This is a genomic window from Sporosarcina thermotolerans, from assembly GCF_030067815.1.
GTDB lineage: Bacteria > Bacillota > Bacilli > Bacillales_A > Planococcaceae > Sporosarcina > Sporosarcina thermotolerans.
In genome coordinates, this window is sequence record NZ_CP125968.1 from 1,519,994 (window position 1) to 1,546,123 (window position 26,130).

At 36.4% G+C, this 26,130-nt stretch carries 35 protein-coding genes and 2 pseudogenes; 20 read left to right on the plus strand and 17 right to left on the minus strand.

The annotated features are described in order from the left end of the window. Nucleotides 1-5 precede the first annotated feature (5 nt). From QNH10_RS08645 to QNH10_RS08665, 5 genes are all read right to left on the minus strand, one after another. On the minus strand, nt 6-692 hold the full coding sequence (locus tag QNH10_RS08645) for a metal-dependent hydrolase (RefSeq protein ID WP_283734268.1): 687 nt from the start codon (nt 690-692) through the stop codon (nt 6-8). A 118-nt stretch (nt 693-810) separates the two neighbouring features. Next, nucleotides 811-1,269, minus strand: coding sequence for an NUDIX domain-containing protein (locus QNH10_RS08650; protein WP_283734269.1), 459 nt, complete (start codon nt 1,267-1,269; stop codon nt 811-813). Between the two features lie 141 nt (nt 1,270-1,410). Next, nucleotides 1,411-1,830 (minus strand): GNAT family N-acetyltransferase, encoded by a 420-nt coding sequence (locus QNH10_RS08655; protein WP_283734270.1) that lies wholly within the window; start codon nt 1,828-1,830, stop codon nt 1,411-1,413. 463 nt (nt 1,831-2,293) lie between these two features. Then, nucleotides 2,294-2,899, minus strand: coding sequence for a hypothetical protein (locus QNH10_RS08660; protein ID WP_283734271.1), 606 nt, complete (start codon nt 2,897-2,899; stop codon nt 2,294-2,296). Beyond that, nucleotides 2,899-4,302, minus strand: a complete 1,404-nt coding sequence (locus QNH10_RS08665) for an alpha/beta fold hydrolase (protein ID WP_283734272.1) — start codon at nt 4,300-4,302, stop codon at nt 2,899-2,901. The genes QNH10_RS08660 and QNH10_RS08665 overlap by 1 nt, the downstream gene beginning before the upstream one ends. A gap of 268 nt (nt 4,303-4,570) precedes the next feature. On the opposite strand from QNH10_RS08665, the gene QNH10_RS08670 reads away from it, so the two are divergent. Then, complete coding sequence (locus tag QNH10_RS08670) at nt 4,571-5,008, plus strand: hypothetical protein (protein WP_347178023.1); 438 nt, start codon at nt 4,571-4,573, stop codon at nt 5,006-5,008. 321 nt (nt 5,009-5,329) lie between these two features. Here QNH10_RS08670 and QNH10_RS08675 read toward each other — a convergent pair whose 3' ends face one another. Then, entirely contained in the window at nt 5,330-5,545 is a 216-nt protein-coding gene (locus QNH10_RS08675; protein WP_283734273.1) for a hypothetical protein, read from the minus strand. A gap of 490 nt (nt 5,546-6,035) precedes the next feature. Here QNH10_RS08675 and QNH10_RS08680 point away from each other — a divergent pair, with 490 nt between their 5' ends. The 3 genes from QNH10_RS08680 to QNH10_RS08690 all read left to right on the plus strand — a co-directional run bounded on the left by QNH10_RS08680 (nt 6,036) and on the right by QNH10_RS08690 (nt 7,974). Further along, nucleotides 6,036-6,719: a hypothetical protein gene (locus tag QNH10_RS08680; protein WP_283734274.1), complete on the plus strand. Its 684-nt coding sequence runs from the start codon at nt 6,036-6,038 to the stop codon at nt 6,717-6,719. Between the two features lie 98 nt (nt 6,720-6,817). Continuing rightward, on the plus strand, nt 6,818-7,396 hold the full coding sequence (locus QNH10_RS08685; protein ID WP_283734275.1) for a GNAT family N-acetyltransferase: 579 nt from the start codon (nt 6,818-6,820) through the stop codon (nt 7,394-7,396). A 44-nt stretch (nt 7,397-7,440) separates the two neighbouring features. Continuing rightward, nucleotides 7,441-7,974, plus strand: coding sequence for a DUF3267 domain-containing protein (locus tag QNH10_RS08690; RefSeq protein WP_283734276.1), 534 nt, complete (start codon nt 7,441-7,443; stop codon nt 7,972-7,974). Between the two features lie 92 nt (nt 7,975-8,066). On the opposite strand, the gene QNH10_RS08695 is transcribed toward QNH10_RS08690, so the two are convergent. Further along, nucleotides 8,067-8,540, minus strand: coding sequence for an HAD-IIIA family hydrolase (locus QNH10_RS08695; protein WP_347178047.1), 474 nt, complete (start codon nt 8,538-8,540; stop codon nt 8,067-8,069). Between the two features lie 192 nt (nt 8,541-8,732). Here QNH10_RS08695 and QNH10_RS08700 point away from each other — a divergent pair, with 192 nt between their 5' ends. The 5 genes from QNH10_RS08700 to QNH10_RS08720 all read left to right on the plus strand — a co-directional run bounded on the left by QNH10_RS08700 (nt 8,733) and on the right by QNH10_RS08720 (nt 11,636). Continuing rightward, a complete protein-coding gene (locus QNH10_RS08700; RefSeq protein WP_283734277.1) occupies nt 8,733-9,104 on the plus strand; it encodes a YhfM domain-containing protein in 372 nt (123 codons plus the stop codon). 52 nt (nt 9,105-9,156) lie between these two features. Beyond that, nucleotides 9,157-9,597: a hypothetical protein gene (locus tag QNH10_RS08705; protein WP_283734278.1), complete on the plus strand. Its 441-nt coding sequence runs from the start codon at nt 9,157-9,159 to the stop codon at nt 9,595-9,597. Between the two features lie 172 nt (nt 9,598-9,769). Continuing rightward, nucleotides 9,770-10,426, plus strand: a complete 657-nt coding sequence (locus QNH10_RS08710; protein ID WP_283734279.1) for a hypothetical protein — start codon at nt 9,770-9,772, stop codon at nt 10,424-10,426. Between the two features lie 130 nt (nt 10,427-10,556). Continuing rightward, entirely contained in the window at nt 10,557-11,036 is a 480-nt protein-coding gene (locus tag QNH10_RS08715) for a hypothetical protein (protein ID WP_283734280.1), read from the plus strand. Between the two features lie 270 nt (nt 11,037-11,306). Beyond that, the gene (locus QNH10_RS08720; RefSeq protein ID WP_283734281.1) at nt 11,307-11,636 is read left to right on the plus strand and encodes a hypothetical protein; all 330 of its coding nucleotides are present in this window, start codon (nt 11,307-11,309) and stop codon (nt 11,634-11,636) included. Nucleotides 11,637-11,904: 268 nt separating this feature from the next. Here the strand turns inward: QNH10_RS08720 and QNH10_RS08725 are convergent, their stop codons facing one another. The 4 genes from QNH10_RS08725 to QNH10_RS08740 form a co-directional block, all read right to left on the minus strand. After that, nucleotides 11,905-12,255 carry a hypothetical protein gene (locus QNH10_RS08725; RefSeq protein ID WP_283734282.1) on the minus strand — a complete coding sequence of 117 codons (351 nt, stop codon included), beginning with the start codon at nt 12,253-12,255 and terminating at the stop codon, nt 11,905-11,907. Between the two features lie 5 nt (nt 12,256-12,260). Further along, complete coding sequence (locus QNH10_RS08730) at nt 12,261-12,635, minus strand: Rpn family recombination-promoting nuclease/putative transposase (RefSeq protein WP_347178048.1); 375 nt, start codon at nt 12,633-12,635, stop codon at nt 12,261-12,263. Then, complete coding sequence (locus tag QNH10_RS08735) at nt 12,617-12,784, minus strand: hypothetical protein (protein WP_283734283.1); 168 nt, start codon at nt 12,782-12,784, stop codon at nt 12,617-12,619. Before QNH10_RS08735 ends, QNH10_RS08730 begins: the two co-directional genes overlap by 19 nt. 234 nt (nt 12,785-13,018) lie before the next feature. Then, nucleotides 13,019-13,555: an HAD-IIIA family hydrolase gene (locus QNH10_RS08740; RefSeq protein ID WP_283734598.1), complete on the minus strand. Its 537-nt coding sequence runs from the start codon at nt 13,553-13,555 to the stop codon at nt 13,019-13,021. A gap of 127 nt (nt 13,556-13,682) precedes the next feature. Between QNH10_RS08740 and QNH10_RS08745 the strand changes: the two genes are divergently transcribed. The 7 genes from QNH10_RS08745 (at nt 13,683) to QNH10_RS08775 (ending at nt 17,041) form a co-directional block, all read left to right on the plus strand. Continuing rightward, nucleotides 13,683-14,054: a YhfM domain-containing protein gene (locus QNH10_RS08745; protein WP_283734284.1), complete on the plus strand. Its 372-nt coding sequence runs from the start codon at nt 13,683-13,685 to the stop codon at nt 14,052-14,054. A 92-nt stretch (nt 14,055-14,146) separates the two neighbouring features. After that, the gene (locus QNH10_RS08750) at nt 14,147-14,695 is read left to right on the plus strand and encodes a GrpB family protein (RefSeq protein ID WP_283734285.1); all 549 of its coding nucleotides are present in this window, start codon (nt 14,147-14,149) and stop codon (nt 14,693-14,695) included. A gap of 273 nt (nt 14,696-14,968) precedes the next feature. Then, nucleotides 14,969-15,175 (plus strand): helix-turn-helix transcriptional regulator, encoded by a 207-nt coding sequence (locus tag QNH10_RS08755; protein ID WP_283734286.1) that lies wholly within the window; start codon nt 14,969-14,971, stop codon nt 15,173-15,175. Next, nucleotides 15,172-15,654, plus strand: a complete 483-nt coding sequence (locus QNH10_RS08760; RefSeq protein WP_283734287.1) for a hypothetical protein — start codon at nt 15,172-15,174, stop codon at nt 15,652-15,654. The genes QNH10_RS08755 and QNH10_RS08760 overlap by 4 nt, the downstream gene beginning before the upstream one ends. Before the next feature lie 43 nt (nt 15,655-15,697). Then, entirely contained in the window at nt 15,698-16,099 is a 402-nt protein-coding gene (locus QNH10_RS08765; protein WP_283734288.1) for a DUF4304 domain-containing protein, read from the plus strand. A 344-nt stretch (nt 16,100-16,443) separates the two neighbouring features. Next, complete coding sequence (locus QNH10_RS20570; RefSeq protein WP_347178024.1) at nt 16,444-16,635, plus strand: hypothetical protein; 192 nt, start codon at nt 16,444-16,446, stop codon at nt 16,633-16,635. A 223-nt stretch (nt 16,636-16,858) separates the two neighbouring features. Next, nucleotides 16,859-17,041 carry a hypothetical protein gene (locus tag QNH10_RS08775; RefSeq protein ID WP_283734289.1) on the plus strand — a complete coding sequence of 61 codons (183 nt, stop codon included), beginning with the start codon at nt 16,859-16,861 and terminating at the stop codon, nt 17,039-17,041. Nucleotides 17,042-17,221: 180 nt separating this feature from the next. Here QNH10_RS08775 and QNH10_RS21105 read toward each other — a convergent pair whose 3' ends face one another. Beyond that, nucleotides 17,222-17,971, minus strand: coding sequence for a prolyl oligopeptidase family serine peptidase (locus QNH10_RS21105; RefSeq protein ID WP_430541114.1), 750 nt, complete (start codon nt 17,969-17,971; stop codon nt 17,222-17,224). A 147-nt stretch (nt 17,972-18,118) separates the two neighbouring features. Then, nucleotides 18,119-19,266 (minus strand): annotated as a pseudogene (locus tag QNH10_RS21110) (S9 family peptidase); the annotation flags it as partial. 376 nt (nt 19,267-19,642) lie between these two features. Here QNH10_RS21110 and QNH10_RS08790 point away from each other — a divergent pair. The 3 genes and pseudogenes from QNH10_RS08790 to QNH10_RS08800 all read left to right on the plus strand — a co-directional run. After that, nucleotides 19,643-19,762, plus strand: a pseudogene (locus QNH10_RS08790) (nucleosidase); the annotation flags it as partial. A gap of 154 nt (nt 19,763-19,916) precedes the next feature. Further along, a complete protein-coding gene (locus QNH10_RS08795) occupies nt 19,917-20,519 on the plus strand; it encodes a GNAT family N-acetyltransferase (RefSeq protein ID WP_283734291.1) in 603 nt (200 codons plus the stop codon). 929 nt (nt 20,520-21,448) lie between these two features. Beyond that, entirely contained in the window at nt 21,449-21,895 is a 447-nt protein-coding gene (locus QNH10_RS08800) for a GNAT family N-acetyltransferase (RefSeq protein ID WP_283734292.1), read from the plus strand. 262 nt (nt 21,896-22,157) lie between these two features. On the opposite strand, the gene QNH10_RS08805 is transcribed toward QNH10_RS08800, so the two are convergent. The 3 genes from QNH10_RS08805 to QNH10_RS08815 form a co-directional block, all read right to left on the minus strand. Next, entirely contained in the window at nt 22,158-22,586 is a 429-nt protein-coding gene (locus QNH10_RS08805) for a YfmQ family protein (protein ID WP_283734293.1), read from the minus strand. Nucleotides 22,587-22,871: 285 nt separating this feature from the next. Beyond that, complete coding sequence (locus tag QNH10_RS08810) at nt 22,872-23,153, minus strand: DUF2277 domain-containing protein (RefSeq protein ID WP_283734294.1); 282 nt, start codon at nt 23,151-23,153, stop codon at nt 22,872-22,874. 405 nt (nt 23,154-23,558) lie between these two features. Then, a complete protein-coding gene (locus QNH10_RS08815) occupies nt 23,559-24,317 on the minus strand; it encodes a hypothetical protein (protein ID WP_283734295.1) in 759 nt (252 codons plus the stop codon). Between the two features lie 185 nt (nt 24,318-24,502). Between QNH10_RS08815 and QNH10_RS08820 the strand changes: the two genes are divergently transcribed. Then, nucleotides 24,503-25,414 (plus strand): hypothetical protein, encoded by a 912-nt coding sequence (locus QNH10_RS08820; protein WP_283734296.1) that lies wholly within the window; start codon nt 24,503-24,505, stop codon nt 25,412-25,414. 126 nt (nt 25,415-25,540) lie between these two features. Here the strand turns inward: QNH10_RS08820 and QNH10_RS08825 are convergent, their stop codons facing one another. Beyond that, nucleotides 25,541-25,645: a hypothetical protein gene (locus QNH10_RS08825; RefSeq protein ID WP_283734297.1), complete on the minus strand. Its 105-nt coding sequence runs from the start codon at nt 25,643-25,645 to the stop codon at nt 25,541-25,543. Nucleotides 25,646-26,130: the final 485 nt, after the last annotated feature.

The following is a 26,130-nucleotide window of genomic DNA, read 5'->3' on the forward strand; positions in this document are numbered from 1 at the left end:
AAGTATTAATCGTTCCACTCATTTTCTCTTTCTATCTGAATATCCGTTCCAAAAATAGGAGAAGACCCACTAATAGAATGTTTATTTGTTCTAATTATGAATTCCCACCTATAATCCCATCTTGGATAAACCAACAGTAACGTAATGTCATCCTCTTTATACTCGCTTTTTAATGTTTGTTGAAGTTGTATTTTTGAATAGGTTAATACACCAAGATATAATGCCACTATTAATAATGATGATAAAATCACTAACTTTCCTTTCCGATAAAAAACTGCGATTATTGTTGCTATCGAAAGAATATATATAAATAGATCATCTTGAATTACGTGAAAATCATACTCTTTTGTAATAAATGGATAAAATAATGCTACTCCATTCCCTATGAAATCAATAAATATATGGCTTAAAACAGAGAATGATAGCACAAGCCACAATTTAACAACTGATATCTCCAAAAAAAGTTTTCTTGTTATTAACATTATGACCAGTCCTAAAACCAGAACTAAAAATAATGAATGTCCATATAAATCACCAAAAAACTTTGTTATGTCTGGTGTAATTCCAGCGATACCACCTGTAAGCAAAATCAAAATTACCTTAGGCATTGAATTATTATATTTATTAAGTAGTAAATATGTAATACAAGCTCCAACGGAAAAATGAAGTATTTCATGAATGATATGACCCATTATCTGACCTCCTTTTGGTTGATATAATTTCTTTTAATATTTCAACACCCTTCAACTAACCTGCTCCGTTGTTCAATAAGAAGAAATGAGTTGACTATGCCCCTAAGAAAAGTGAAGCTTATTCAGCCAAACAAGACCATTCCATTTTTGATTGATTAACTGACCCTATAAACAATGATTTTTGATCAGGATTATTTAAAAAGTGTTTAAGCATATGATTTACGGTCAAAGGCATTTTTAAGTTTAAAACTTTCGAATGGTCTATCCAATGCAGAACACCTTCATCTGTGTTTATTAAATTCTTCTTTGATGTATTTCCGAAATAAATATAGTGTTGGCGAATTTCATCCTCGCTTCTACGCATTAATATATAACGAAGTTTAAATTGTTCTATTTCATTCCTTCTAATTCCTGTCTCTTCGAAAATCTCCCTTAAACAAGACTCTTCAGGACTATTATGTTCATTAGCTTCCACATGTCCACCAATTCCAGTCCATAAATTAGATGCTAATGCTCTATCTTTGGATCGTTTCAACATCAAAATTTTATTGCCATGAAAAAGATAAGCTCCAGTCATTATTCGCATTCTTATCATATACACCCGACCTTATGTTTCAGTTTAGTTTTGTAACAAACTCCTTATTCAAACTAAATGCCACGTTAGTTAAAAAGCTTTACTCCTTATAGAAGGAAAGCACCCGTTCATGGAAGACCAAAACTATGTTGATTTAAAGTAAATTATCTCTGGATCTCCGTCGTCTAAATTTTCAACATATCCACTTTGTATAAATCCATTTTCTTTAAATACTTCCTGCATTCTTTTATTTGATTGATTGGTTGAAGAGAATATTTTCTTAGTAGGCGATATGCTTATAAAATAATCTATAAGGCAGGTTGCATATCCTTTTCTTCTTTCAGTCGGTTTAACTATTATCAGGGATATAAAACTACAATCAAAAAAATGAATATCATAGATTAAAAATCCTACAAATGAGAACTCGTTTTTAATAGCTATACATCTTTCTTCCTCAATAGCTTTTTTTATGTATTTTCGTCTGCCATCACTACCAATTACTTCTCTATCGATATTCACTATTTCATCTAAATCGCTTAATTGAGATTTAATCAAAGATACCATATCAAAGTTCCCCTTATTGAAAATTGACTTTGTCAAACATTTCCTTGTTCAACAAACCTGCCCCGTTAGTTGAAGGGCATCATTTCAAAATCTTTAATTTATTTTAGCATAGTTTCCTCATATTCCTTCAAAAAAATATTCATTCAAATATCCAATTAGCAAGTGTTTAAACAATCGAATTAACAAAGCATATAAATTTATGCACTGGTGCTAATTCCTGTGCCAATTGTTGTGCCAATTCGACCATAAAAAGCATCCGAATGTTGATATAACAACAAAAACAGGGACACCAATTCATATGCGAACTGTGTCCCAAAATACTGTTTTTTTTAATGTTTTCTTCCCAACAACCGAACCCGTTACTCAAGAGGGGTGGCTTTTTACGTTGTTGATAATTTATTATCTTTGGTATCTGGTTCAAAATGAATTCTTCTTTTGTTTCTGAACCATACAAACCTTCACGCTAAAATATCGTATAAAGTGTAGTATTAGCGACCGTTACCATTGTCATTAGCAATGTATTAATAAAAGCTGCTACATATACATTCCCCGTTTTCCTATAGAGATAACGATTGAATATGGCGGCTATGATTAATACAGGCACAAGACCGATTACAATAATGGAGGAGAGTGATTCACTTGGATATCCCGCTGTTCCTGTTGTGAATAATAATCCATATTGATAGATCAGGTACAGAACCAAGCCACCCACGAAATGCAGAATAGAAATTAGATAGCCTTTTATTCCGTCATACTTTGCACCGGCTGTATTGATATTCACCGTCATCCCTATGATGAAGTAGAAAATGAAGAAAAGGGGTGCGTATTTAAGCATGGCGATTAAGTGATGAAGCTCGAATGTTTTAACCGCAAATGTCCAAAGTCGGAAGTCGACCTTGAAAACTGCATCAACCGCATACAGGACACCATAGCCGATCGCAACTGTTACAACAGCTGTTACGAATGAAGCCACAATCGATTTTATGTTCACCTTTACTCCGTAGTTCTCGATCGTCGCGCCTGCAGGTTTCTTAGAAACAAAGTGATAGCAAACCGTGACCAAAAGCATTACAATCGCCACATTATTGCCCAATAGACAATCGAATTCACAACCGGTGCTCCGAAATTCTCGGTTGTCGCAAAGAATCTACTTTGCTCTCTTAAAATAATATATTGAATACCGCTTAAAACAAATAAAACAAAGGAACCTGTTTTGATATTCCTATCTAATTTTCTGATCCAGGAGAGAATGAAAACAATAGCCGATAGTACGATAAAGATCATACTTATTTGCCGTAACAATCTCATTCCTGAAACATCGCCACCATACAATGCGGAGAAGAACAGGGCAGGGTACAATCCAACAAATACAATGATTAAATATCTTGCGAGTTTTGACCCATTTGTTGCCGGTTCAGGCAGTAGGGCTGGCTTTTTAGTGTAAATCCAAGCGAAGAATGGCAGTTTGGATAATAACGATGTAACTGGTACTACAAGCATGAAGAACCCAATCAATGCGATAAATGAAGCAAACTCTTTAAACATCCATGACTGTCCATCCTTGCCAACCTTCACAAGGTCGTTATAATCCGCAAATGCCATATCATAAAAACCGATTGCATATGCGGTCGACTGTTTCGAAAAATGGTTCCATGGATGCGTCTCATTTGGTTGATACATTACTCTTTTGCCACCATTAACATCGTAAAACTCCCCGGTTTTAGAAGTCTCAGGATTACCAAGGAATCCTTGGCCCTCCTCCGTTCCAACATAATTCTTCTTTACAACTGTACCACCTGCCGACGCACCAAAGAAGAATTCGTCATACTGCGCAGCAACCATGCCAGATGTTCTTGGGCCATAAGAATTGTTAATATCCTCCGCGCTATATCCTAACGTCTTCACCCATTGATAATCGGATCCCATGGTCAGTGAACTATAAATCTTCCGAACTCCTGATTCCTGAAAATCACCTTCATCCAACATGACAGCATGAGTAGAAGAAAAACCACCCATGGAGTGACCCGAAACCGCGATAATCCCATTTCCATTTTCATCTTTCAATACATAATCCTGTTCATACATATATTGAACAGCATCATAGATAGCATGTGGCCAAAACGAGAAAAACGGTATCGGCTTTTCCATCGTCCCTGTCGAATGGCCATGATCGTATTGATCCAACGCCAACACGACATACCCTCTCTTCGACATCTCAATCGCCTGGGCATCTTGCATTTCAGCAGAGTTCAAATAGCCATGCGTTGTGATAAGTGTCGGTTTAGGGTGCTGAGCGGCATCCTTCGGTTTATACAAAAGACCCGAAAGTTCTCCTCTTGGCGTTTCGAAATAAATTCTTGATACATCCACGTCTCCAGCGGAACTGTTAAACTGTGAGGCCGTTATACTACCGATTAAAATTAACACCAAGGAAATTACTGCCCAAACGACCGGTTTCTTTAGGCTTTTCATAATACCCCCCCATTGGTTTAATATATTTCGGGTATAGAAATAAACCCAATAGAGTATACGCTGTCATAAATTCAACTATGCAATGAGTCAGTTGACTTGGAAGGGGTTTTCTATCTGTTCGATGCAGCCTAACATCTTTTACCCTTTAAGACGTCACCTAATAATGTATTTGCATACTATGTATAGAACATCTCAATGATGGAGGTATGCAATTGACAAACTTTCTATCTTTTACCGGTAGAGTGATGGGGATGAGAATTTTCCGATCATGACAAACGATCCAAATGTAGGCTGTTACAAATTATTTACATTGACAGACATGGACGGTTCGACTGTAAATTTTGTTGTTGGGCCTGCCACTTATTTTGTTAGACATGAGAAAGTGAGGGTCGGTGATATTGTAACAGGATATTACGATGCGAATGCGCCAGCGCCGTTAATATACCCTCCTCAGTATCCGGCGATCGTGATGGCGAAGGTCCACAGTGATTACCTTGTAACAGTGAGTTTCTTTAACAGCCAATTACTAAGCAGCGACGGCACTTTACAATTAAATCCATCGAGGCAAACAGAAATCGTTCTCGAAAACGGCCAAGATTTCAACGGAAATATAGGAAACCGAGATCTGATAGTCATCTATAGTACTTCTACAAGAAGCATTCCAGCTCAAACAACACCCTCTACAATAATCGTTATTTGTTATTGAAAACATATTTGAAAGAGCCAACCGCATTAAAGCAGTTGGCTCTTATTTAGGTGAGGTTCTCATTCAGACCATCAAACTATAAATCAAAAACTCCATTGAATTTAGCGGATATTAAATCACACGCAGCTATTCTTGACATGGACTGGGTGAATGAAAACTACGACCGAATTCGAAATGAGTGGAAGGATAAGATAAAGTAAATTAATTTGACCCTTTTCGAGTCTACTGACTTGGAGAGGGTTTTTTAGGTGCATGCCTATATTCATTTTCCCGCACTCTTTGATTTTTAGGTATAGAAAAAGCACTCAAAGATTTGAGTGCTTAATAAATAGTAGTCTTTGTCTCTTTATAATAGTTTAGAATGACCGCGTACTTGTTTTCACCGCACCATAGAACCTGATGGATTTCGACTTCTTGAGTTCCTTTTTCTCTTTTGCAGTTCCATACAATTCCCTCTATACCAGATTTTACACTCAGAATGCAGGACCCTAAAGTGAATTCTCCGATATACTGTCCCTTTGTTAATGTAGATATCATTTATCACACCCCCACTGAGACCATTCGCCAAGAAAGGTGAAAATCCTTCAAGCAAAAAACAACCTGTAGGATGCTCGTTATTGTTTCATAAACTCTGTTTTCACCAATATCTTCCTACACCCAATATTTGATGTCTTAGAACCTTCATCCGCAAAGAAAAAAGTAACCACCCACCGCTGACTGGCAAGAAAGCAGGGTAGTTACTCTTTTTTTAACACTAACTATTCGCTCTTGGCCAACCGCTCTTCATGCGGATGTCAGTTGCGCTAACCGGATGTCACAGCATCCGGACTTTTCTTATTATATGTTTAGTTTACCGCAATCAAACAGATATTTCATGTTATTAATTTGGGTACCTAATTTCTGCACAGGCACCAAAGAAGCATGAAGGGTGGAATTAAATAAATATCGATTGACAGTGTTCGAATGTTCAATAAATAATAGAATAGGATGTTAGAGAGTCATTACTTCAAATGAAGGCTGTGAATAAATGCGTGATTGTGAAATCAATGTCGATCAAGCTGTGGAAAATAATATCGCCTGGTGCAAATTGATTTGTGAAGCATATGGCAAGCGCTCAGACACAACAGAAAAGGTATGGGCCCTTACTTCGGAAGCACCTACATACTATCCAGAATTGATTACTATGAATAGAAAAACCAAAGACACGGATATTCTTGAATTCTTGAATCTAAATCATATCAGCAGCGTTAAAGATAGCTATGCAACACTTCAATTGGCGTCTTATGGATATCAAATGCTATTTGAAGCTGAATGGATCTGCTATCCCACCTTGAATGAATATAAACCAGACCAATATGAGTGGAATATCGTCCGTACCGAGAAGGAATTTGAACATTGGAAGAACCTAACAGGGTTGGAAATACCCTCAAGACTGTTAGAAATAGACGGAGTGAATTTTTTCTTCATAGATTGTCCGTCTAAATTCGCGGCTTTTATTGTAAATAAAGCAGCAAACGTTATCGGGATATCCAATGTCTTTTCAAGCGACATGGACATCACCGGCCTGTGGCGTTCAATCCCTCAAGCGGTATCCAAAGAATTTCCCGGCGTCCCACTTGTTGGGTATGAACAGGGCGAATCCCTCTCGGCTGCACATGCATCCGGTTGGACTTCAATTGGCCCGCTTCGTGTTTGGATAAAGTTTAGGTAAGCAATCATCATCTTGTAGTGAAGAGGAAGAAAACAGGAGGCTATATAATTGGGGAATGAAGTGGAGATTCAAGCAGCAATAGAACAGGGAAAAGAGAGGTGTGGGATAGCAATTTATTTACGATAGATTGCGGTGAAATCATACTGAGAGAGTTTACAAGTGACGATGTGGATCATATTTTTGAAATCACGTCACAACCTGAAGTTTATGAGTTTCTGCCAGATTGGCGATCCACAAAAGAGCAACGGTTAAACTGGCTGACAAATTATGAGATTCCAGCCAATAAAGAGTTCCTTGCAGCCGTACCTATGATCGGCAACCAGAATTATTTGAAACTGGGAATTATATTAAAAGAAACTGGTGAATTCATAGGTTTCTGTACGACAGGCATTAAAGAAGAGCTGAGTGAACCAAACCGGGAAATTGCTTATGCGATTTCAAAACAGTATAGAAATCGTGGATACACAACAACAGCAGTAAAAGGGTTAGTGAACTTTTTGTTTCAGTATACAGATGTAGATCGACTTAATACAGTTGTTCTCCCCCGCAATGGAAGCTCAAATAAAGTTAGTCAAAAATGTGGCTTTCGTTTGAATGGAGAGACCGAAATTGAAGGACAAATACATTTTCATTACACCCTTACCAAAGAAGAGTGGAAAAGAATAAATAGCTTTTAGGCTAAGAGGGGTGAAATTAGTTCATAGGAAAGGTAGGAACAGTAATGATATTGTGGTTTCGGCATTTGCCACAGCGAAATCTGAATTTGCATGAATGGAAACCTTTCATTGAAAATGAATCGTTTCGAAAACATTACATGAAGTTTATATACCTGTTAATGGTTACTTTTTTTTCGGTTCCTTATTGGCTTATCAAGGCAAGTTTCACTCAGATGACATACTTTCCAGTACTGTTAATTATTATTGCGGTTTTTGTAATTCATGAAGCTCTTCATATTCTTGTCATATACAGGAAAGGCGATATAAGCTTGACGATTAAAGGAGTCCATTTTTGGCTCAATACAAATGCAATTCTATCTAAAATGAGATTTTGGATCTTCATGAGCTTGCCTTTTATCGGATTATCAGTACTGCCGGCCATAGCTTCGTTTTTTGTGTTAGGTGAAATTAAAGAACTCCTTTTATTCATCAGTTGGTTTAATTTAATAATTTCAGCATCCGATATTGTGAATTCAATATTGATTTTAGCAAAACCAAATAACTCGGTGTTTTGCAGAGGCTTCTACCAAGTGAAGTGAATAGTAAACACAATAAGGAAGAGAAGAAGAACGACATTGACCCTTTTCAAGTCTATTGATTTGGAGAGGGTTTTTTAGGTGCATAGAAGTATTCATGCCAACAACCAATTTACTGCTTCATTCAAATCCTCTGCAATCAAATCAGGTGTAACATCTTTCCATCTACCAAAAAACTCTCCATTTATGTATTTGTTATACGCATCCTTCCCACTCCCTGTTTTCACCAATATCTTCTTACACCCAACTTCATCCGCAGCCAACAAATCAGTCCACCTGTCTCCAATGACTACACTTCGCTGCAGATTCAAGTTATTCTCTTTAGCGGCTGTAAGTAGCATTTCAGGTGAAGGCTTTCTACAAGTACATCTATCTGTAGACCTGTGCGGACAAAGGTAAATCTTATCGAAGCCGAAACTGATGAGCTCTTCTTCGAAACTTTGATAGGTTGCTTCGCCCTTTGATATACCTGGTTGGTTCGTGAATGAACAAATTAAGATCCCTGCTTTTTTCAGTTTCTGAATCGAATCTGCAACACCAGGGAACAGCGTAAACTCCTTAGGATAAATAACACTGTCACTGCCCCGATAGTTCCATCCCTATCTAAAAATACTGCTTGAATGCTCAAGATTAATTACCTTTATTCATGTATCATTACATCATTCTCTAAATGGTAAGGGAAATCCTTGTGTTTTGATAAATGTGAAACTTTATTTGTTTAATTCTGTCTAATTATTTTATAGAGGGAGGGAGGTGCTTCTTTGAAAAGGTTGCCACTGTTATTGATAGCTGGGGTTTTCACTTTGTTTTTCGTTAGTGGATGTTCCTCTAAAAACAATCAAAAAGTAGTTGTTTACGAAATGGAAAGTTTTTCGGATATCAAAAAAGATTCATTGACCTCCTTTACAGACCCCGAAGTTGTTAATGATTTTGTGAAAGCGTTCAACAACGCAGTAAAAATGATAGGTATAGTTAATATGGCCGATCCTGAGTATAAAGTTGAAATTGGTGAAGAATCCTATTTTCTTTGGATAAATGAAGAAAGAGGCACGATAATGAATTTAAACGATACTCATACCATTTATACCCTTTCAAAAAGTTCAGCAAAAAAAATTAATGAGTTATTGAACTAACGTGGCAGTTTAGTGGAATAGGTTGTCTTTAGAAACAATGAGGGGGAAGTATATGAAAAAGGTTTTAATTTCTTTATTAGCAGTAGTTGTGTTAGTAACCGGGATTTATTTTGTATTTAACCATACACCACCTAAACCAACTATAACTATTGAAAATAATACAGTAGAAGTGGCACAAGGTTCTTATTGTTGGGGTGGGCTTATTAAGGGGCAATGTGTTGATATGATTTCCCCACCGGAACTTATTAAACATCACGAACTTAAACCTGTTGCAGTATCTCCTGGAGCTGAATTGAAAATAAAATTTAATCGTAAACCACAAGAAAATACGTTGGTCGCATCTATATGGTTTAGTAACGATGAAGTAGAAAATGTCCCATTAAATGACGATGTAATATTAGTACCAAAAGAAAAAGGCGTTTATATTTATAGTGTTTCCGCACGTTGGGAAAAGGGAAGTTCGAGTTATGTTTTTGTAATTGAAGTTAAGTAAGTCTTTTTTCACTAACGGGGCAGTTTAGTGTTTTTAGTGACATATCTTTTATTCGGTGTAGAATCTATTAGTGAAAAAATGAACAATCACCATTCCTCACTGAACATCATCATCTTCTCTTTTATAGCTGGCAGTGCAGCAAGCATTAAAATGAATGAAGGAGGAAAATATTGTGAAGACAAGCGCTTTCATAATCGTTATTATCCTTACCGTAGTCACTGTGCTTAGTGGATGTATGGAATTAAAGAACAATGTAGTTGTATCTAATGAAGAGGAGATTCCTGAGGATATAACTGAACAAGCTAATGAGCAAATCAATGAGGAATCCAATGAACAAACCAACGAGCAAACCATCGAAAAAGAAGAAATTAATAATTTCGCATTAAGTATCAATGATACATTTATTAATCTTAAGGATTGGGATTACGAGGCAAATATAGAAGAATTATTGGGAGCACCTACTTCACAAGAAATTGAAGAAATTGAAGGAGCAGGTCAGCTTACGGGTTCCTTTATTAAGAAAATTGAGTATGACGGACTTCAGTTTGAACTTTTCTCTCCAATGCAAAATGGTAAGGAATTTTGGATAATGACTATTGACATCAGCAAAAAAGGGTACAAAACTTCTAAGGGAATTGAGATTGGAAATACCGTAGATGAAATAAAAGATGCCTATCCAAATATATCAATAGCCCTTGACGGTAGAACAGATCCTAATAACTGTACTTACGCTCTTAATAATGAAGACATTATGGATTATAGTTATTTGCAATTTGAAGTAAAAGATGGACTGGTTAGCTTTATAAAAATTTTTTACTCAATTCCATAATATTGATGAATTAGATTTCTTCATAAACTAACGGGGTAGGTTAGTAACAAGGTTTGAAACTTTTTCAAACAGAATTCGTTTGAATTTTTAATGAAGAATTTATCAGATTTGGGAATGGGGGAATATTAGTATGACACGGAAAAAAATTATGATAATAGCTATCGTAATACTGTTCACTATTATTTCAATAAAAGTATTTAAAAAAGATTTATGGGAAGTTAATGAAGAGCTATTGAAACAAGAGGTGTTGAACATTGGAGAATCCGTAGAATCAGTGAATTTATCCAATGTAACTCCATTTGAATGGGATATAATGTATTCTTTTCACCCGTATACTTCTAAAGATACAATCTATAAAACCGTTGGCTATAAGTGGGATACTATCAGTGAATCAGTAAGTGAAGGTATGAATCAATTAGTTTTTATGAAAGATGAGAAAGTGGTTTGTTATTTATATGGATATCCTGCGAATAATGGATATGGAATTTATTTTTTTAATAGTGGAAGTGATACCAGATTAACTTCTGCTTCTATGCTTAGTTTTGATGATGATTTGAATTTTCAAGTTGAAAGACGAGATAGTATTATTTATTTAATGAAAAATGGATGACAACACTCTTCAACTAACGGTGTGCTTTACTTCAATAAGGATAGTGAAATATTCCTTAGAAAATAAAGGAAAACTTTTTATGAAAGAGCTATATCCAATGACATTAAAAAAGAAGCATGAATCCTTTGAAATGAGGAATCATGCTTTTTGAATTTTGGGGAGTCTTAGGCACCGAAAAAAAATATTTTCCCAATCGAGTATCCTTTTCCCCTGTTCATCTCTATATAGTTAGTGAACGGACCTATCCGATCACGAATGGGAGGAATGGATATGAATAAGGGATGGTTGAAATTACATCGGGAACTGAAGGACAAGGCGATTTGGAAGACGTCGACACCTGAACAGCAGGTAATTCTTGTGACATTGCTCATGATGGTGAACTATGAAGCAAGTGAATGGGAGTGGAGAGGGCAGAAATATGATTTACAGCCGGGACAAGTCTTGACATCCCTATCTAAACTTGCTGAAGAAAGCGGCAAATACATAACCGTGCAGAACGTTCGAACAGCTTTGAAGCGATTTGAAAAATACGGATTTCTAACAGATGAATCAACAAACAAAAACCGGCTCATGGAATTTCGAGTACCAGGTTCCCATTGAATTTCGAATTGTTTTAGAACCTGGTACCCTTCAAGAGCCAAGCACCACAAAATCTACGGTCAGCTCGCACAGCGCATCATCGACATAAGCAATAAGATGGACGTGGCGCTTTACGGCGAAGAGACGGGCCTTTCCCGGTCGTTCCGTGAGTTGAAGCGGGAGGCGGTGAAGTTTCCGTATTATGCGGGGAGTTTTTGGGGAGGTAGGGAAGGTGAAATGAAAAACGACCCTGTGCTAATTTGTTAACAGGGTCGTTGTCATCTTAGGGTCAATTATTCGCTTTACCATTGATAATCAAGTGAACCTCTTCTTTCGATAAATCTGCAAGCTTACAGATTAGATCCAAAGGAAGCGATTCATCATACATCTTTAAAACAAACTCTTTGATTGTTTGTTCCTTTCCTTGATTCTTCCCCCGAATCTCCGCCTCTTCCAACCGTGTAAGATGATCACGTAATGCAATTTCCCGACTAATGGCTAAATCGACAGTTTCCGGATCCATACTAAGTCTGCGAATTTCCTCGAAGGCTTCTTTAAAAGTGGAACTTTCCATACCGACTTCCTCCTTTGCTTTTTGGTCTCCTTTAAAAAACAACAGCCATTTTTCCAAGTCATCCATGTCGGTTACTGGTTTTTCTCCCTGTTTTCCATTTGTAATGCGTGGATTTCCAAGTGGTTTGAGAAGATCACGCCGGACGATGGTTCTATTAATAGGAATGTACTATGAATCCCGCTTGAAGGCAACAGTTCAAAATCGGTGATGATAATCTGGATGACCTTCTTCAGCTTCGTGTAGGGATCACTGCTCTTAAACTGGGCAGTATAAGTTTTCGCCCAATAGTAAAGTACTCGCTCATTGAAAGCGGGATGCCGTTGCAGCTGTACCTCAATATTGATCCGTTCCCCACGATCTGTCGTTGCCCGCAAGTCCAAGACGGAGTATTTATCGTCATTATGTTCCTGCTTGTTCGTGGGGTCGATTACCTGTAATGACTGAATGCTCCCCCTAAAATCGAATTGACAAAATGTAAAAGCAAACCGTTATTCCGTTCATCCGTGAAAAAGGATTTGAATACAAAATCATTTCGAAGTTCCAGTAATTCCAAATCGTATCCTGCGGACTCCTCTTTTACCAAAGCGACCAACATAGACACCCCCATATTCGTTATACAAATAATAAAATAAATGTTCGCAATAAACAAGTAAATTGATTTACTACTCAGATAACAATTTGACAGTTAGGTGGTGAGTTGGATTTCGATGTACTCATTAATACAGGGGTGATGAAACGTATTGAACGAGGAAATGATGAGCGATTCGAAAGAAGAGGATTGCGGGGGAGAACCAGGATTCCATGAGTTTTTGACCATTATGGTAAGCATTCATGCCAACAACCAATTCACCGCTTCATTCACATCCTCTGCGATGAAATCAGGAGTAACATCTTTCCACCGTCCAAAAAACTCTCCATTTATGTATTTGTTATACGCATCCATCCCGCTCCCTGTTTTCACCAATATCTTCTTACACCCAACCTCATCCGCAGCCATCAAATCAGTCCACCTGTCTCCAATGACTACACACTGCTGCAGATTCAAGTTATTCTCCTTTGCGGCTGTAAGTAGCATTTCGGGAGAAGGCTTTCTGCAAGTACATCCATCTGTAGACCTGTGCGGACAAAGGTAAATCTTATCGAAGCCGAAAACAGTGAGCTCTTCTTCAAAGCTTATAAAGGACACTTCGCCCTTTGAAATACCTGGTTGGTTTGTGAATGAATATATTAAAATCCCCGCTTTTTTCAGTTGCTTTATCGAATCAGCAACGCCGGGGAACAGCGTAAACTCCTTAGGATAAATAACACGATCACTGCCCCCAATAGTTCCATCCCTATCTAAAAATACTGCTTGAATGCGCAAGATTAATTGCCTCCATTCATGTATCATTACATCATTCTCTAAATGGGAAGGAAAATCCTTGTGGTTTGATAAATGTGAAACTTTATTTGTTTAATTTTGTCTAATTATTTAGAGGGAGGGAGGTGCTTCTTTGAAAAGGTTGTCACTGTTATTGATAGCTGGGGTTTTCACTTTGTTTTTCGTTAGTGGATGTTCCTCTAAAAACAATCAAAAAGTAGTTGTTTACGAAATGGAAAGTTTTTCGGATATCAAAAAAGATTCATTGACCTCCTTTACAGACCCCAAAGTTGTTAATGATTTTGTGAAAGCGTTCAACAACGCTGTAAAAATGCCTGGTATAGTTAATATGGCCGATCCTGAGTATAAAGTTGAAATTGGTGAAGAATGCTATTTTCTTTGGATAAATGAAGAAAGAGGCACGATAATGAATTTAAACGATACTCATACCATCTATACCCTGTCAAAAAGTTCAGCAAAAACGATTTATGAGTTATTGAACTAACGAAGCAGTTTAGTTTAAGAAGGACATTCTTTATTACTTTTAGAAGTGTAAAATGATTTTTTTAGTAATTGTGAAACGAGTGGAGGGATAAGATGTCAGTAAAAGAGAATAATCAGTCTGGTATTGAAATAGTTACATACAATGAAAAATGGGAAAAATCCTTCATATTATTAGAAGATTTCCTAAAAAAAACTTTAGGTGATTTAATAATATGTGTGGAACACGTTGGAAGCACATCAGTTAAAGGGCTTAGTGCCAAACCAATTCTAGATATAGATGTAGTAATAGAAGATTATTGTGTTTTGCCTGCTGTTATAGAAGGTCTAGAAAAGATAGGTTACTATCATCAAGAAAATTGGAATTTTGAGGGTAGAGAAGCCTTTGGAAGAAAGGATACATTTGTTCCGTGGAATGAAAAAGATACAAATTGGATTGAACATCATTTATATGTGTGCAATAAAGATAGTAAAGAACTAGCCAGACATTTAGCATTTAGAAATTATCTTCGTAACAATACAGAGGCAGTTGCTGAGTATGAACAGTTAAAGAAATATTTGGCAAAGATTGCGATAGACAGAGCAACTTACACTGAGGGTAAAACTAAATTTGTTAGTGAGATATTAGAGAGAGTTATGAAATAATGTATTTATTGTGCCTATAATAATTAATATCTTTTAGTATCTTGTTCAACTAACGGGTGCTTTAGTAAAAAAACACCGAAGTAAAATGAGCGTGGAGACATTTTCCAGCTCATTTTTTTATGTGCATTTTAAATCAACCATTATCTTTGTCATAGCGTTTATTCTCTATGAGTGTTTTATTGTATTTCATATTCCTAACACTTAAAATGTAAAAAGGGCTTTCTTTTTGTAAGAAGTTCTTTACATTTGAGATAGAGATAAAGGAGGAAAGAAATGGAGATTAAGAATCGAATAAAAGAGCTGAGGGCAAGGTCAAACCTTACGCAAAAGGACTTGTCTGAGAAAGTAGGTGTAACACGACAGACCATCATATCGTTGGAGAAAGGAACCTATGTACCATCGCTATTACTTGCGATGAATGTTGCGGATGTATTTGAGGAGCCAATAGAAAATGTCTTTTTCAAGGAGGATGGCAAGTGAAGGTCGTGATATTTGAAAGTGTTAGCAAAATCATTATTATAGGTGTATTTGCGTATGCGGTGGCATTTGCTTATGAAAACGTTTGGTTAATCGATGAATTCGATCGAGCATTGGCTGAAGGTCAATTCATGCCAGTTGACGTGGAATTTAACTTGTTCCCATTTGCATTATGTTTCCTTCTGATCCTCGTTTATATGGTGATGTCAAAGAAATTAAAACCGAGAAAGAAGTTAGATTTACTAATGAAATTTGGAGAATTTCAAGATTCAGATGAACGGGAACTACTCATCACTAATAAAGCAACCAGAGCTTCGCATGTTACCCTCTCATTGGCTGCAGTAATTGCAATGTTGGTTATGTTTGCCACTACAAATTACACTTATCATCATCCTTCTTTCCCTATCTATTTATTCGCGGCAATAATTATTGCATCAAGTGTTGCTTATGCTATAGCATGGTGTCTTGAATTTAACAAATAACAAGAGTCTGCACCGAGTAATTTGTTATCCGGAGGTTTTGATTTTGTCAGTAGAACGAGATGCAATGGTTAATTCATTGAAACAAATTGTTATCCCAACATTAAGAGATAAAAGTTTTAAAGGCTCGTTTCCACATTTTTATAGGAATTTGGAAAATCAAACGGACTTGTTAATGTTTCAGTTTAGTCAGTGGGAAGGTACTCTTTACGTAGAAATCTCAAAGTGTCCACTTAGCGGAAGGACGGGTTATAAAGAAGAACAAATACCTGTAAATAAAATTAAGGTATATCAGGTTGTTGGTAATTCTTTTAATGATAGGCATCGTATTGGAGAAGGCTTTGAATTCAGTGTTTACACTACTGAGGAAGTTGCGAAAGATATTCAAAAATCATTAGATAGAGCTGAGGTTTGGTGGAAAGAACACCCAAATTGGTGGAGTGAATAAAAATCTTAGTTTTGTATTTACTCTTCAGCTAACGGGGCGTTGATCCAAGAAGGGATTGATGTCATTTTTGTTGAACTTATTGAACTAAAAGAGCAGTTTAGTTCAACAAATATTAGAGAATAAAGCTGTAATATATCTGATTTAAGGCGGTGTTCCTTTGAAAGAAACAAACAACAGAAGCGTATGGATAGAAGCTGAAGAATGGGCTGAAGGTGAATGGAATGTTGAAGATGACAACCTTGATGTCATCGTAACTTTCTAACCGTTCTAAATGGATTGCGAGTTTTTTCACCTACAAAAACATACAAACATTGAGAGAGAAGAATGCAAAAACAGGGGAATGTATGAAAGGTGCGTATCTTTGGTCAAGCGATATGGTTCTAATAGATATTGTAAGTAAAGAACGAATTTATGAAGTTATTGACTACCTTATCGAAAATGATAAGTTTGAGTCTGTTTTTACTCGGTACCCAGATGTAGATGTTGAAGATGACTATTTGTATCCAGAGGGTTTCTTTAAAATGAGTATTGAATAAACATCTTTATTGAGCTAACGGGTGCTTTAGTGAAGGATCATGTGGCTGCTTAGACGGCTCTTTTTTCTTATTCAACTAACGGAGCAGTTTAGTTGAAGAAGGAATGAGGAGTTTGATTGAAGAATATACACGCCTTGTCTTAGGTATTTTGGTAATAGTGAACTTTAATTTTTCTAGTTCGTATATAAGTACCGAGATTAATATAGTTTTGGAGGTGTAAAATGTGTCTAAAGAAGTTATTTTCATCTTAGTTATAGTATCTATGGCTATATGGATTGCAGTTTCCCATGAGGCTGTAAAACCTTCAAAAGAGATAAAGTGGGGCAAAATGATAACATTATTGTCTGCAGGATCTTTATCTGCATTAGTGATAACGATTACACTTATTCAAAGCCTGCCATTTTAGTTCCGTTAACAGGTGCAAAAGTTTAATAAGAGCAACGCACAATTATGGCGTTGCTCTTATACAATTATCTGGGATTTCTTCTTAGACATCAGGATTCTATTTTAGTCATCTTTTACCTGTGTAATGTGATTCAATCAGTCTTAGAGGATTTGTTTACTTTTCTTCTATCATTCCTCAATCTCAGTCAACGACTATCTTATCCAGAATAAACGCTAAGCATGCCGATTCTTCTTTTAGCTGATTGAAACGTCCGGATGCCCCAAAGTGCCCGGCGCCCATGTTTGTTTTCAGTACAAGTGTATTGTCATCGGTCTTCTTTTCTCGAAGCCGTGCGACCCACTTGGCCGGTTCGAAATAACCGACACGGGGATCATTAAGCCCGGCTGTAACATACAGATGTGGGTACTCTTTCTTCTCCACATTATCGTAAGGACTATAAGATTTCATATAGAAATAGTCTTCCGGTTTTTGAGGATTCCCCCATTCTTCCCATTCCAATGTCGTTAATGGAATCGTATCGTCAAGCATCGTTGTTACAACGTCAACAAAAGGCACTTCCGGAACAATTACCTCAAAGAGTTCACCAGCCACGTTTGCTACAGCTCCGACAAGCAAGCCTCCCGCACTCCCGCCGCGTGCTGCTAATTGACTGGAGGTTGTATATTTCTCGTCTATGAGATAGGTCGCAGCTGCGATGAAATCGGTGAACGAGTTCCGCTTTTTCTGCATCTTTCCATCTTCATACCAGCTTCGACCCATTTCCGAACCGCCACGGATATGTGCTGTCACAAAGACAATTCCTTTATCCAAGAGCGGGATGCTGTACGGATTAAAATAAGGATCACTATTGGCGCCATAGGAACCATATCCTTCAAGAATCAATGGAGCTGGTCCAGAAAGGAAGGCATCTTTGTGGTAGACCATAATCATTGGTATATTCACGCCATCTTCTGCAGTGGCCCACACTTGTTTTTGCCGGTAGGAGGAAGGGTCATAATTTCCACTAACCGGAGCAACTTGTAGCTGCTGCTTGTTACCTGAAAATAAATCAACAGCAAAAGTTGTTCGCGGTGTAAGTAACGATTGATACTCAATCAGCACTTCTGTTGTTGTATAACTTTGATTACCGACTACAGACACCGTGTAAATCGGTTCATCCCATGCAAATTGCTCGAGTTTTCCATCGTGAAATCTCCAAATCTGTGTCATTCCTTTCTCGCGTCCAAAAATAAGCAGTGCATCACGGAAAGGGTAAACCGCTTGAAGGAAGCGTTTCCCATCGTAATTGATTACAGGCTCGCGCAAACCGGGATTATCAAGCGGACACCGCAGCAACTGGAAATTGAGTGCATTTTCATTCGTTAAGATAAGTAAATCATCTTCCCAATGTTCGACATCATAGGTGACTCCATGCTTGCGTTCATCCACGAGCTTTGGCGGGTCTTCTGGTAGATCCGTGTCTAGCAGGCGGAATTCTGTCGTTTCTGTTGAATGGGATTGAATAAAGATAAATTTTCCGCTCTGTGATGTATTAATAAATAAGGTGAATGTTGGATCGGTTTCTTCGTAAATAAGTTCATCATCAGTATTGCTTGTACTTAAACGGTGGCGCCATAGCTGATATGGCCGCTGATTTTCATCCATGATGATGTAAAAAATATATTGACCAGACCGGCTCCACTCGATACTTCCGAATAAATAGACGTTCGGAATCTGATCTTCCAAGAGACTCCCTGTTTCCAAATCTTTTATGTAGAGTGTGTAACGGTCGGATCCGTCCCGGTTTTCCAAATAGGCAAGCAGGCGGTGGTCAGCAGTAATCCGCCTCTCTGTTACATTTAAATATTCATCTTCATGTGCGAGTTCGTTGACATCGATCACAATTTCTTCCTTTGCTTTATCCAGCTGTTCCCGGTTTGCTGCAATCTTCCGCGCGAATATCGGATATTGTTTCTCTTTTCCAATCGGGAATAATAGAAGTAAGGCCCCCGCTGGACAGGCACTCTTTCTTCTGTCTCCGGAATACGCTGTACCATACTTTCGAAGATTTCGTCGGTTTGTTCTTTCAGCGGTTCCAAGATGTGGTCATAGTATTGGTTTTCTTCTTCCAAGTAGTTGATGACATCCTTGTTGTCGCGATCTTTCAGCCAATAATAATGATCTTCCCGGATATCCCCGTGTATTCGGTGTTTATATGGAATTTGCTTTGCTGTAGGTGGTTTCATAATTTTCTCCTTTCAATTTGAAACAATAAGACTAGTAGCTATTATTAATCATACGTTAGAATTTACCTACTGTCTTGTAAAATGTGAAACTTTTGAAATAGGTGGTAGATTAGATGCTCTTGTTCGAAAACATTAAAGAATAAACGGGTGTGTATCTTCAAAGGAAGGAGAAGCGCTGCTGTCTTTTGTTGAATTAAATAAATAGGGCAGGTTTTATGTAAAATAAATTCAGGGATGAATATGTATGGAATTGTTAAATTTTAGATCTGAAGCGGGAAACAAAATAAGTAATTACAATTCATTGTTAGCTACATATTCAAAGGTGTTAAGGACTAAACGTAGAAACAGTTTAGTGAAATAAATAATAATATTTTTAAACAATGGTTTAATTGCAATTGGATGTAATTTTGATTTTGCACAAGAAGATGAACTCGCACAGGCTGATTTGGTAATAGATGACTTAATTGAACTAACAACAATATTACCTAAAATGTAAAATTGCTTTACTTCAAGAAGGAGTAAAGCATTTTTCCTTATTGAACTAACGAGGCAGGTTAGTTTAATAAGGGATTAATATTTCATGTTTTTAGAGGTAATTATTCTTTTTAATAGAACTATTAATAAAAGAACTTAAAAAAGAGGTGTCATATTTGATAAATGTTAAAGATAATCAAATAATTATTAACTTTTCTGGTAGTTTGGTATCTTTAGGACCCCTACGAAGTGATTTAGTTTCTTATTACAATCGCTGGAATAATGATTTTCAAACTACTAAAACACTTGCTTCTACAAGACCTGTTATTTTGGAGGAAGAAGTTTCGGTTTTCGAACAAGTAGCTAAATCGAGGGATTATATATTTTTTACAATTTATGAGAAAGAAACATTGCTACCAATAGGGAATACATATTTATCGGACATAGATTATAAAAACCGTAATGCTGAATTTAATATTGTTATCGGTGAAAAAGATAGTCGTGGAAAGGGCTATGGAACGGAGGTAGCACTACTTATTCTTGATTATGCTTTTAACATTTCTGGACTACACAATGTTTTTTTGAAAGTATATGAGTTTAATGAAAATGCAATTCGAGCTTATAAAAAAGCAGGGTTTGTTGAATGTGGTCGTAGAAGACAATCACACTTTATTGGAGGCCGTCTATGGGATGTTATCTTTATGGAAGCATTAGCGACTGAATTTGGGGATTCTGCAATAAATAAGGCACTATCATTCGAAGTCAAAGCTGAAGTATAATACAGAATTTTTTATTCAACTCCCATGAAAATTAAAAAACGCTCAAAATCTATAAAATTGCATAACAAAAGAGACTCAGAAAAAGCTTTTTTAAAAAAAGGCTGAGCCTTCAGATTGTATATTGAGTTGGAAGATAGATCAGGAACCAACAACTCCATTCTTCCTTGAATAAAGGCAGGCTGGTGCAATAACCAGAGTAGGATTAATCTCCCATGAGTGCTACTCATATAGAGTGCGACAGTCTGTGATGCACCGTGGTCGTTGGAGTCAGACTAACGGATGGGCTCAATGGCACCATAGTTGATCGACCTTCTTCGCCAGCCATACTAATCTATACCCGTTCTGAAACAATTTTCATCCTCTGTGGTGCAGCGTTTTTTGCTGCATGGATGGCTAACGGGGCAGTTTAGTGCAATAAAGAGATGAAGTTTTATGGTAATATCAAGGGGATAAATGAGTGTGAGATTGGGGGATTCTTCGTGTCAAATGAGATTATTGAAAAAGTAAAAAGAGGACTCGAGGGAATCGAAATGTATTTTATGAAAGGGAAATGAAGCAGCTTGTACATTTCCGTTAGAACAATCGTACATTTTATATGGTTAGAAGCAGAAATTTGGTAATGTTATTCAGAGCAATCCTCTTGTAGAGAAAATATGAGGTTATAGTATTGGAATAAGAAGGTATATCTTGAATTGTATCGAATCTATATTATTGGTTTAAAAAAGTTTGGAAATAGTGAAATGGGGCGTAATATTGGAGATTATTAATTTTCGAGATGAGTATGAAGAAGGTTGGTTACGTTGTAGAGTGTTAGCTTATTTACATACATCAATGTATGAGGATGTTGTAACGAAGAAGCCTACTTTTGAAGGTAGACCCTCTATTGAGTTATAGCAATAGAAAATGGCGAGGTTGTAGGGATTTTAGATATGATACTCGATGATGAAACACTAAAAACAACCTCATTAGGTGAGGGGTTAGGTGCTTTTTTACAAGTAATTGCTGTCCATCCAGACCATCAATACAAAGGAATTGGACAAAAATTATATGTAGAAGCCCTTACTAAACTTAAAAGCTTTAATGTGACATTTATTGAACTCTATACACGTGGGGATGAACCTGCGAATAACTTTTATAAAAAATTAGGCTTTGAAAAAAAAGTAGAGTATTACGACGTGTTTGGTATTGAAAAAGGGTTACGTTCACCAATATCGATAGAAATAAAGGATGGACGGATTTATGCACAAGATGAAAAAGGAAAGCCTTGTGATTATGTAATAACTGAAGGGATTTATGAGGTTTATACGTTAGAAGCGATAGATAAAATTGAATATGACCGTTATTATCCATCGATAGGCTATTATAAGCAGTTATAAGAACAAATTAAGACGTAAACGATATCGATGTAATTGAATGGTATAAATTAAAAGGTAACGAACTACCTGAATTCTACTTAAAATTACTAAAAAAATGAAAGTCATTGTGAATTCTTGCACTTAAACTATGGGTGCTTAGATCAATAAGGATAGTAAACTATTTCTCGAAAAAAAAAGGGAAATCTATTTTATAAATGAGTTAGATCCAATAACACTAAAAAAGAAGCATGAATCCTATGAAATGAGGAATCATGCTTCTTTTTTAGGCTTTTTCAGAAATACTGAAGTTTTGAAGAGGCTCGGAACTCAGAGTAAATGATATAATTTTTTTCTTCCATTGCTTGACGACATCAACATGATCGTCATAAGGGTAAAGATAGAAATTCATTTCCTTTTTCCTGCTTTGAACGTTGATAATAAACGGAATAACAGCAGTCTCTGGATGCAGAAACGATTCCTCAGTCCCGGGAAATATATGATTTCTCTTTACGAATTGAGCCTCATTAAAATAGTCACTTAAACGATTTTTATCTTCCTCTTCCAAGCGCTTTCCGTTAAAAGTTACAGTAATATCGTTTGGGTCAATCTTTGAATGAATTGCAAATCGATTCATTAACCACTCCACAAGTCTACTTGTGGACTCGATATAAATATACAAAGTGTACCGATTACGATCGAAATAATCGTCCATATCATTTCCTATCAACTCCGTTATGTGGTTGCTTGTTGTATTGATTAATCGTAACAAATTGAGTTGAGAGTGTGTTTGACAAATTACTTACTTTTAATTGTTAACCGGGGGAGGTTTTGGGGAGGTAGTAATTGGGTGTCAGTGCTACACGCTATTCAGGCAATACACTAAAATTGCGTAAAATAAAGAAAAAAGCCAACTAAATAAACAATTAGTGGCTTACTTCATGCATATAGATAACTTTTATAGAATTGTCATAAATGTGTATTGCACAGGCACCACAGATTAATCCCTATTTTCCAATCCAAATCTTTTTGCATTACGGGCTTTAGCCCGTTCAGCTTCTACTTCTCGATTACGGGGTTCGGCATTCGTTACTAATGTGTTAAGTAAATTCTGTGTAGCAATAAACACTTCCTCAACAGCACGATTAATAGCGTCTTCGTTCGCCTTGGATGGCTTACTAAAACCAGAAACCTTCCGAACATATTGGAGCGACGCTGCATAAATTTCGTCCGTCGTAGCTGGAGGGTGAAAATTAAACAGTGTTTTAATGTTACGGCACATATCGTTCGCCTCATTTGTTAGTTTTTTTCGATTGTATCATATTCGACTTAAATGTATGGTTTCTTATCCTATTAGTTGGAAGGAAAATTAGCATCGCCCTGCACATTCATTTCGAGTATTAGGTTCTCATTGAATTTCGAATTGTGTTAGAACCTGGTACCTTTTTCAAAGTGGGAGGCGGTTAAATTTCCTTATTATGTGGGGGAGGTTTTGGGGAGGTAGGGTGAATTAATACAATGAAGCCAATCGTATGATTACAGTTGGCTTCGTTGCTTACATATAAATCGACACGTGTTCGACGTAGATTCGAAACAGTGATGTAGAGCAAAAACCTGGATCAATCTGCATCTTTTCAGGCGAAATCGAATCAGGGAGTGTTATCCCTCCCTCTACAATCGGCAATCGCTAATATGCTGTAATTACTTTGGACACCAGTTTCTCTATTTCAATTGTTTCCAATTTAACAGGCCCAAATATAGAAAAACAGGAGCCATACTCTTTTATATGGAATGGAAAACGTTTTTGTTCTTCGCTAATCGGATTTTTTTTATCTATCATAAAAAAACCTATCTTTTCTTCGTATGAAACCAAGTCTCGAGGGAAATTTCCACGTATTAAAATACTAAAAGGATTTCCATAGTTTATAGTTGGCTCAAACCAATATTTTGCTTCTCCATGACTATCCTCATTCTCTAATTCAAAACAAGTTTCTTGTAGTAGTTGAACTAATTTGTCCGTTGACTTTAAAAAATACCACACAACGTCAAGTAATTCTTTACACCTATTGATATCGGGTGGTGGGGCATCGTTATGCTCGATGGCATTGCGAATAAGACGGAGATTATCCATTATATAAGGCCTTACTATTTGAAAACTTTCTAATAACTCTAAATAACCTTTAGGTTTATTCTTGATATTTATGATTCTAAAAGAATAAAGAGTTTCAATATGATTCAATCTATGATTGTAGGACCTTTTTAAATTAGTGACTCCATCTGCAAGTGCGAACTTGCTATTATTTCCCTCAATTAATGTTTTCGCATGCTCCCAAATGCTATAAGCTCTTGAAATAGGTTCTTGGGAGAGTACTGTGCCACCGGTTGAAGAAGAGTCCCAATAAAAAATTTCACTGGAAATCCAAATCCTTTTTGAGTTCTTTTCCACTCTTTCAGCTCCTATTGAAATTGTCCGCTTTATTAATTATTATTAAGTCAACTATGTAAATATTACCTAAATATATTCAGGTTGAGTTTTTGGACAAATTAACTTCATAAGGATAGAAAAACTGTAACTTTTTTCAACAACAAGGGAATCTATGAAATTGGAATAAAAATTGGGCGAAAGTAAGGATGAACATTAACATTGAGAAGTCCTTTATAAGATTTTGGGTGAAGTCAGTAAACATAATCTATTTAACTGAACATATAGGGGGGATATTAATTATTAATGATTATCTATCGTATTTACCAATAGTTATAGGAATAATCGTCGCTTGCTTGGGATATTTATTTGGACAAAGGAGTAATAAGATTGAACGATTTTATCGACAATTAGATGATAATTTAAATGGATTATGCGGTCCAATGTATTTCCATCTTAGACGCATATTTGGAGAAAATAATTATGAAAACAGAGAAGATTACTTGATTGAATTTTTCGGTAACTTTAATTCGACAAATTCTAATATATCAAAGTTAGGTAATAAAGATGCAATCGAGGAATTTATAAAAAGTGAAATTTTATTTGTGAAGTTTAAAAAAAGTAGAAATGCAAAGGATTGGAAAGAATTCTGGGAATCATTATATTTTCTTGATAAGATTATCTCTGATGAATACTGGGAGAACTTTAATGCGCTGTACGGTGAATATAGGTGGTTTCAAAAGACATTAACATCTAATCCATTTATTAGATTTTGGAATGAACTTATTCATATTTCATTTCAGACTTCAAAATTCAGTGTTATATCGGCATTGCTTTTCGTTTACTTATGCTTATGGGATAAGTATAACGCCAAACTTTATCCTGAAGAACTATATTATATATCAATCGATATACTTTCACTCGTGGTTACTCTATTTGGATTTCTGTTAATACTGAAATCAACTACTTATAATAGAAATCAAAAACGCTCGATAGTAAAAATCATATTGTTAAAAATTTCACCAAAGCTAGTTGAATTTTGGGATATGAAAGTAGTGCGTACACCTAAGAAAATAGTTATTCCTAACATGCATAATAAACATACTGAAAGGGATAACTGAAGTATTGGCCTTTTTCAAGTCAATTGACTTGGAAAGGGTTTTCTATTTGCATAGAAATATTTAAGCCAACAACCAATTTACAGCTTCATTCACATCCTCTGCAATCAAATCATGTGTAACATCTTTCTACCTACTAAAAAACTCACCAATACTATATTTGTAATATGCATCCTTCCCGGTCCCCGTTTTCACCAATATCTTTTTACACTCAACCTCATCCGCAGCCAGCAAATCAGTCCATCTGTCCCCGATGACAACACACTGCTCTCAATTCAAGTTATTCCCTTTTGTGGCTATAAGTAGCGTTTTAGGCGAAGGCTTTCTACAGGTACATCCATCTGTATGCCCATGCGGACAAAGATAAATTTATCGAAGTTGAATCTGATGAGCTCATCTTAGAAACATTGGTAGGATGCGTCGCCCTTTGAAATACATGGTTGGTTTGTGAATAAAAAAAAATCCCTGCTTTTTCAGGTTGCTGGATTGAATCTGCAACACGGGGGAAGCTTAAACCCCCCGGGATAAATAACACTGTCACTGGCCCCGATAGTTCCATCCCTGTCTAAAAATACTGCTTAGAAGTCCAAGATTATTATCTCCATTCTTGTATTAGTACTTCTATAAATGTGAAGGGAAGTACTTTTGTTTTGAGAAATAATTGTTTATGAAAGCTGGTACATCGTAAAATCGTGTGTAGACAATTTAAACGCATAGAC

Coding starts and splice junctions, on each gene's coding strand:
- QNH10_RS08645 (WP_283734268.1), bottom strand. CDS start 692: ATGGGTCATATCATTCATGAAATACTTCATTTTTCCGTTGGAGCTTGT.
- QNH10_RS08650 (WP_283734269.1), bottom strand. CDS start 1,269: ATGACTGGAGCTTATCTTTTTCATGGCAATAAAATTTTGATGTTGAAA.
- QNH10_RS08655 (WP_283734270.1), bottom strand. CDS start 1,830: ATGGTATCTTTGATTAAATCTCAATTAAGCGATTTAGATGAAATAGTG.
- QNH10_RS08660 (WP_283734271.1), bottom strand. CDS start 2,899: ATGCTTTTGGTCACGGTTTGCTATCACTTTGTTTCTAAGAAACCTGCA.
- QNH10_RS08665 (WP_283734272.1), bottom strand. CDS start 4,302: ATGAAAAGCCTAAAGAAACCGGTCGTTTGGGCAGTAATTTCCTTGGTG.
- QNH10_RS08670 (WP_347178023.1), top strand. CDS start 4,571: ATGACAAACGATCCAAATGTAGGCTGTTACAAATTATTTACATTGACA.
- QNH10_RS08675 (WP_283734273.1), bottom strand. CDS start 5,545: ATGATATCTACATTAACAAAGGGACAGTATATCGGAGAATTCACTTTA.
- QNH10_RS08680 (WP_283734274.1), top strand. CDS start 6,036: ATGCGTGATTGTGAAATCAATGTCGATCAAGCTGTGGAAAATAATATC.
- QNH10_RS08690 (WP_283734276.1), top strand. CDS start 7,441: ATGATATTGTGGTTTCGGCATTTGCCACAGCGAAATCTGAATTTGCAT.
- QNH10_RS08705 (WP_283734278.1), top strand. CDS start 9,157: ATGAAAAAGGTTTTAATTTCTTTATTAGCAGTAGTTGTGTTAGTAACC.
- QNH10_RS08715 (WP_283734280.1), top strand. CDS start 10,557: ATGACACGGAAAAAAATTATGATAATAGCTATCGTAATACTGTTCACT.
- QNH10_RS08720 (WP_283734281.1), top strand. CDS start 11,307: ATGAATAAGGGATGGTTGAAATTACATCGGGAACTGAAGGACAAGGCG.
- QNH10_RS08725 (WP_283734282.1), bottom strand. CDS start 12,255: ATGGATGACTTGGAAAAATGGCTGTTGTTTTTTAAAGGAGACCAAAAA.
- QNH10_RS08735 (WP_283734283.1), bottom strand. CDS start 12,784: ATGTTGGTCGCTTTGGTAAAAGAGGAGTCCGCAGGATACGATTTGGAA.
- QNH10_RS08750 (WP_283734285.1), top strand. CDS start 14,147: ATGTCAGTAAAAGAGAATAATCAGTCTGGTATTGAAATAGTTACATAC.
- QNH10_RS08755 (WP_283734286.1), top strand. CDS start 14,969: ATGGAGATTAAGAATCGAATAAAAGAGCTGAGGGCAAGGTCAAACCTT.
- QNH10_RS20570 (WP_347178024.1), top strand. CDS start 16,444: ATGAAAGGTGCGTATCTTTGGTCAAGCGATATGGTTCTAATAGATATT.
- QNH10_RS21105 (WP_430541114.1), bottom strand. CDS start 17,971: ATGATTATGGTCTACCACAAAGATGCCTTCCTTTCTGGACCAGCTCCA.
- QNH10_RS08800 (WP_283734292.1), top strand. CDS start 21,449: ATGATACTCGATGATGAAACACTAAAAACAACCTCATTAGGTGAGGGG.
- QNH10_RS08805 (WP_283734293.1), bottom strand. CDS start 22,586: ATGGACGATTATTTCGATCGTAATCGGTACACTTTGTATATTTATATC.
- QNH10_RS08810 (WP_283734294.1), bottom strand. CDS start 23,153: ATGTGCCGTAACATTAAAACACTGTTTAATTTTCACCCTCCAGCTACG.
- QNH10_RS08820 (WP_283734296.1), top strand. CDS start 24,503: ATGAACATTAACATTGAGAAGTCCTTTATAAGATTTTGGGTGAAGTCA.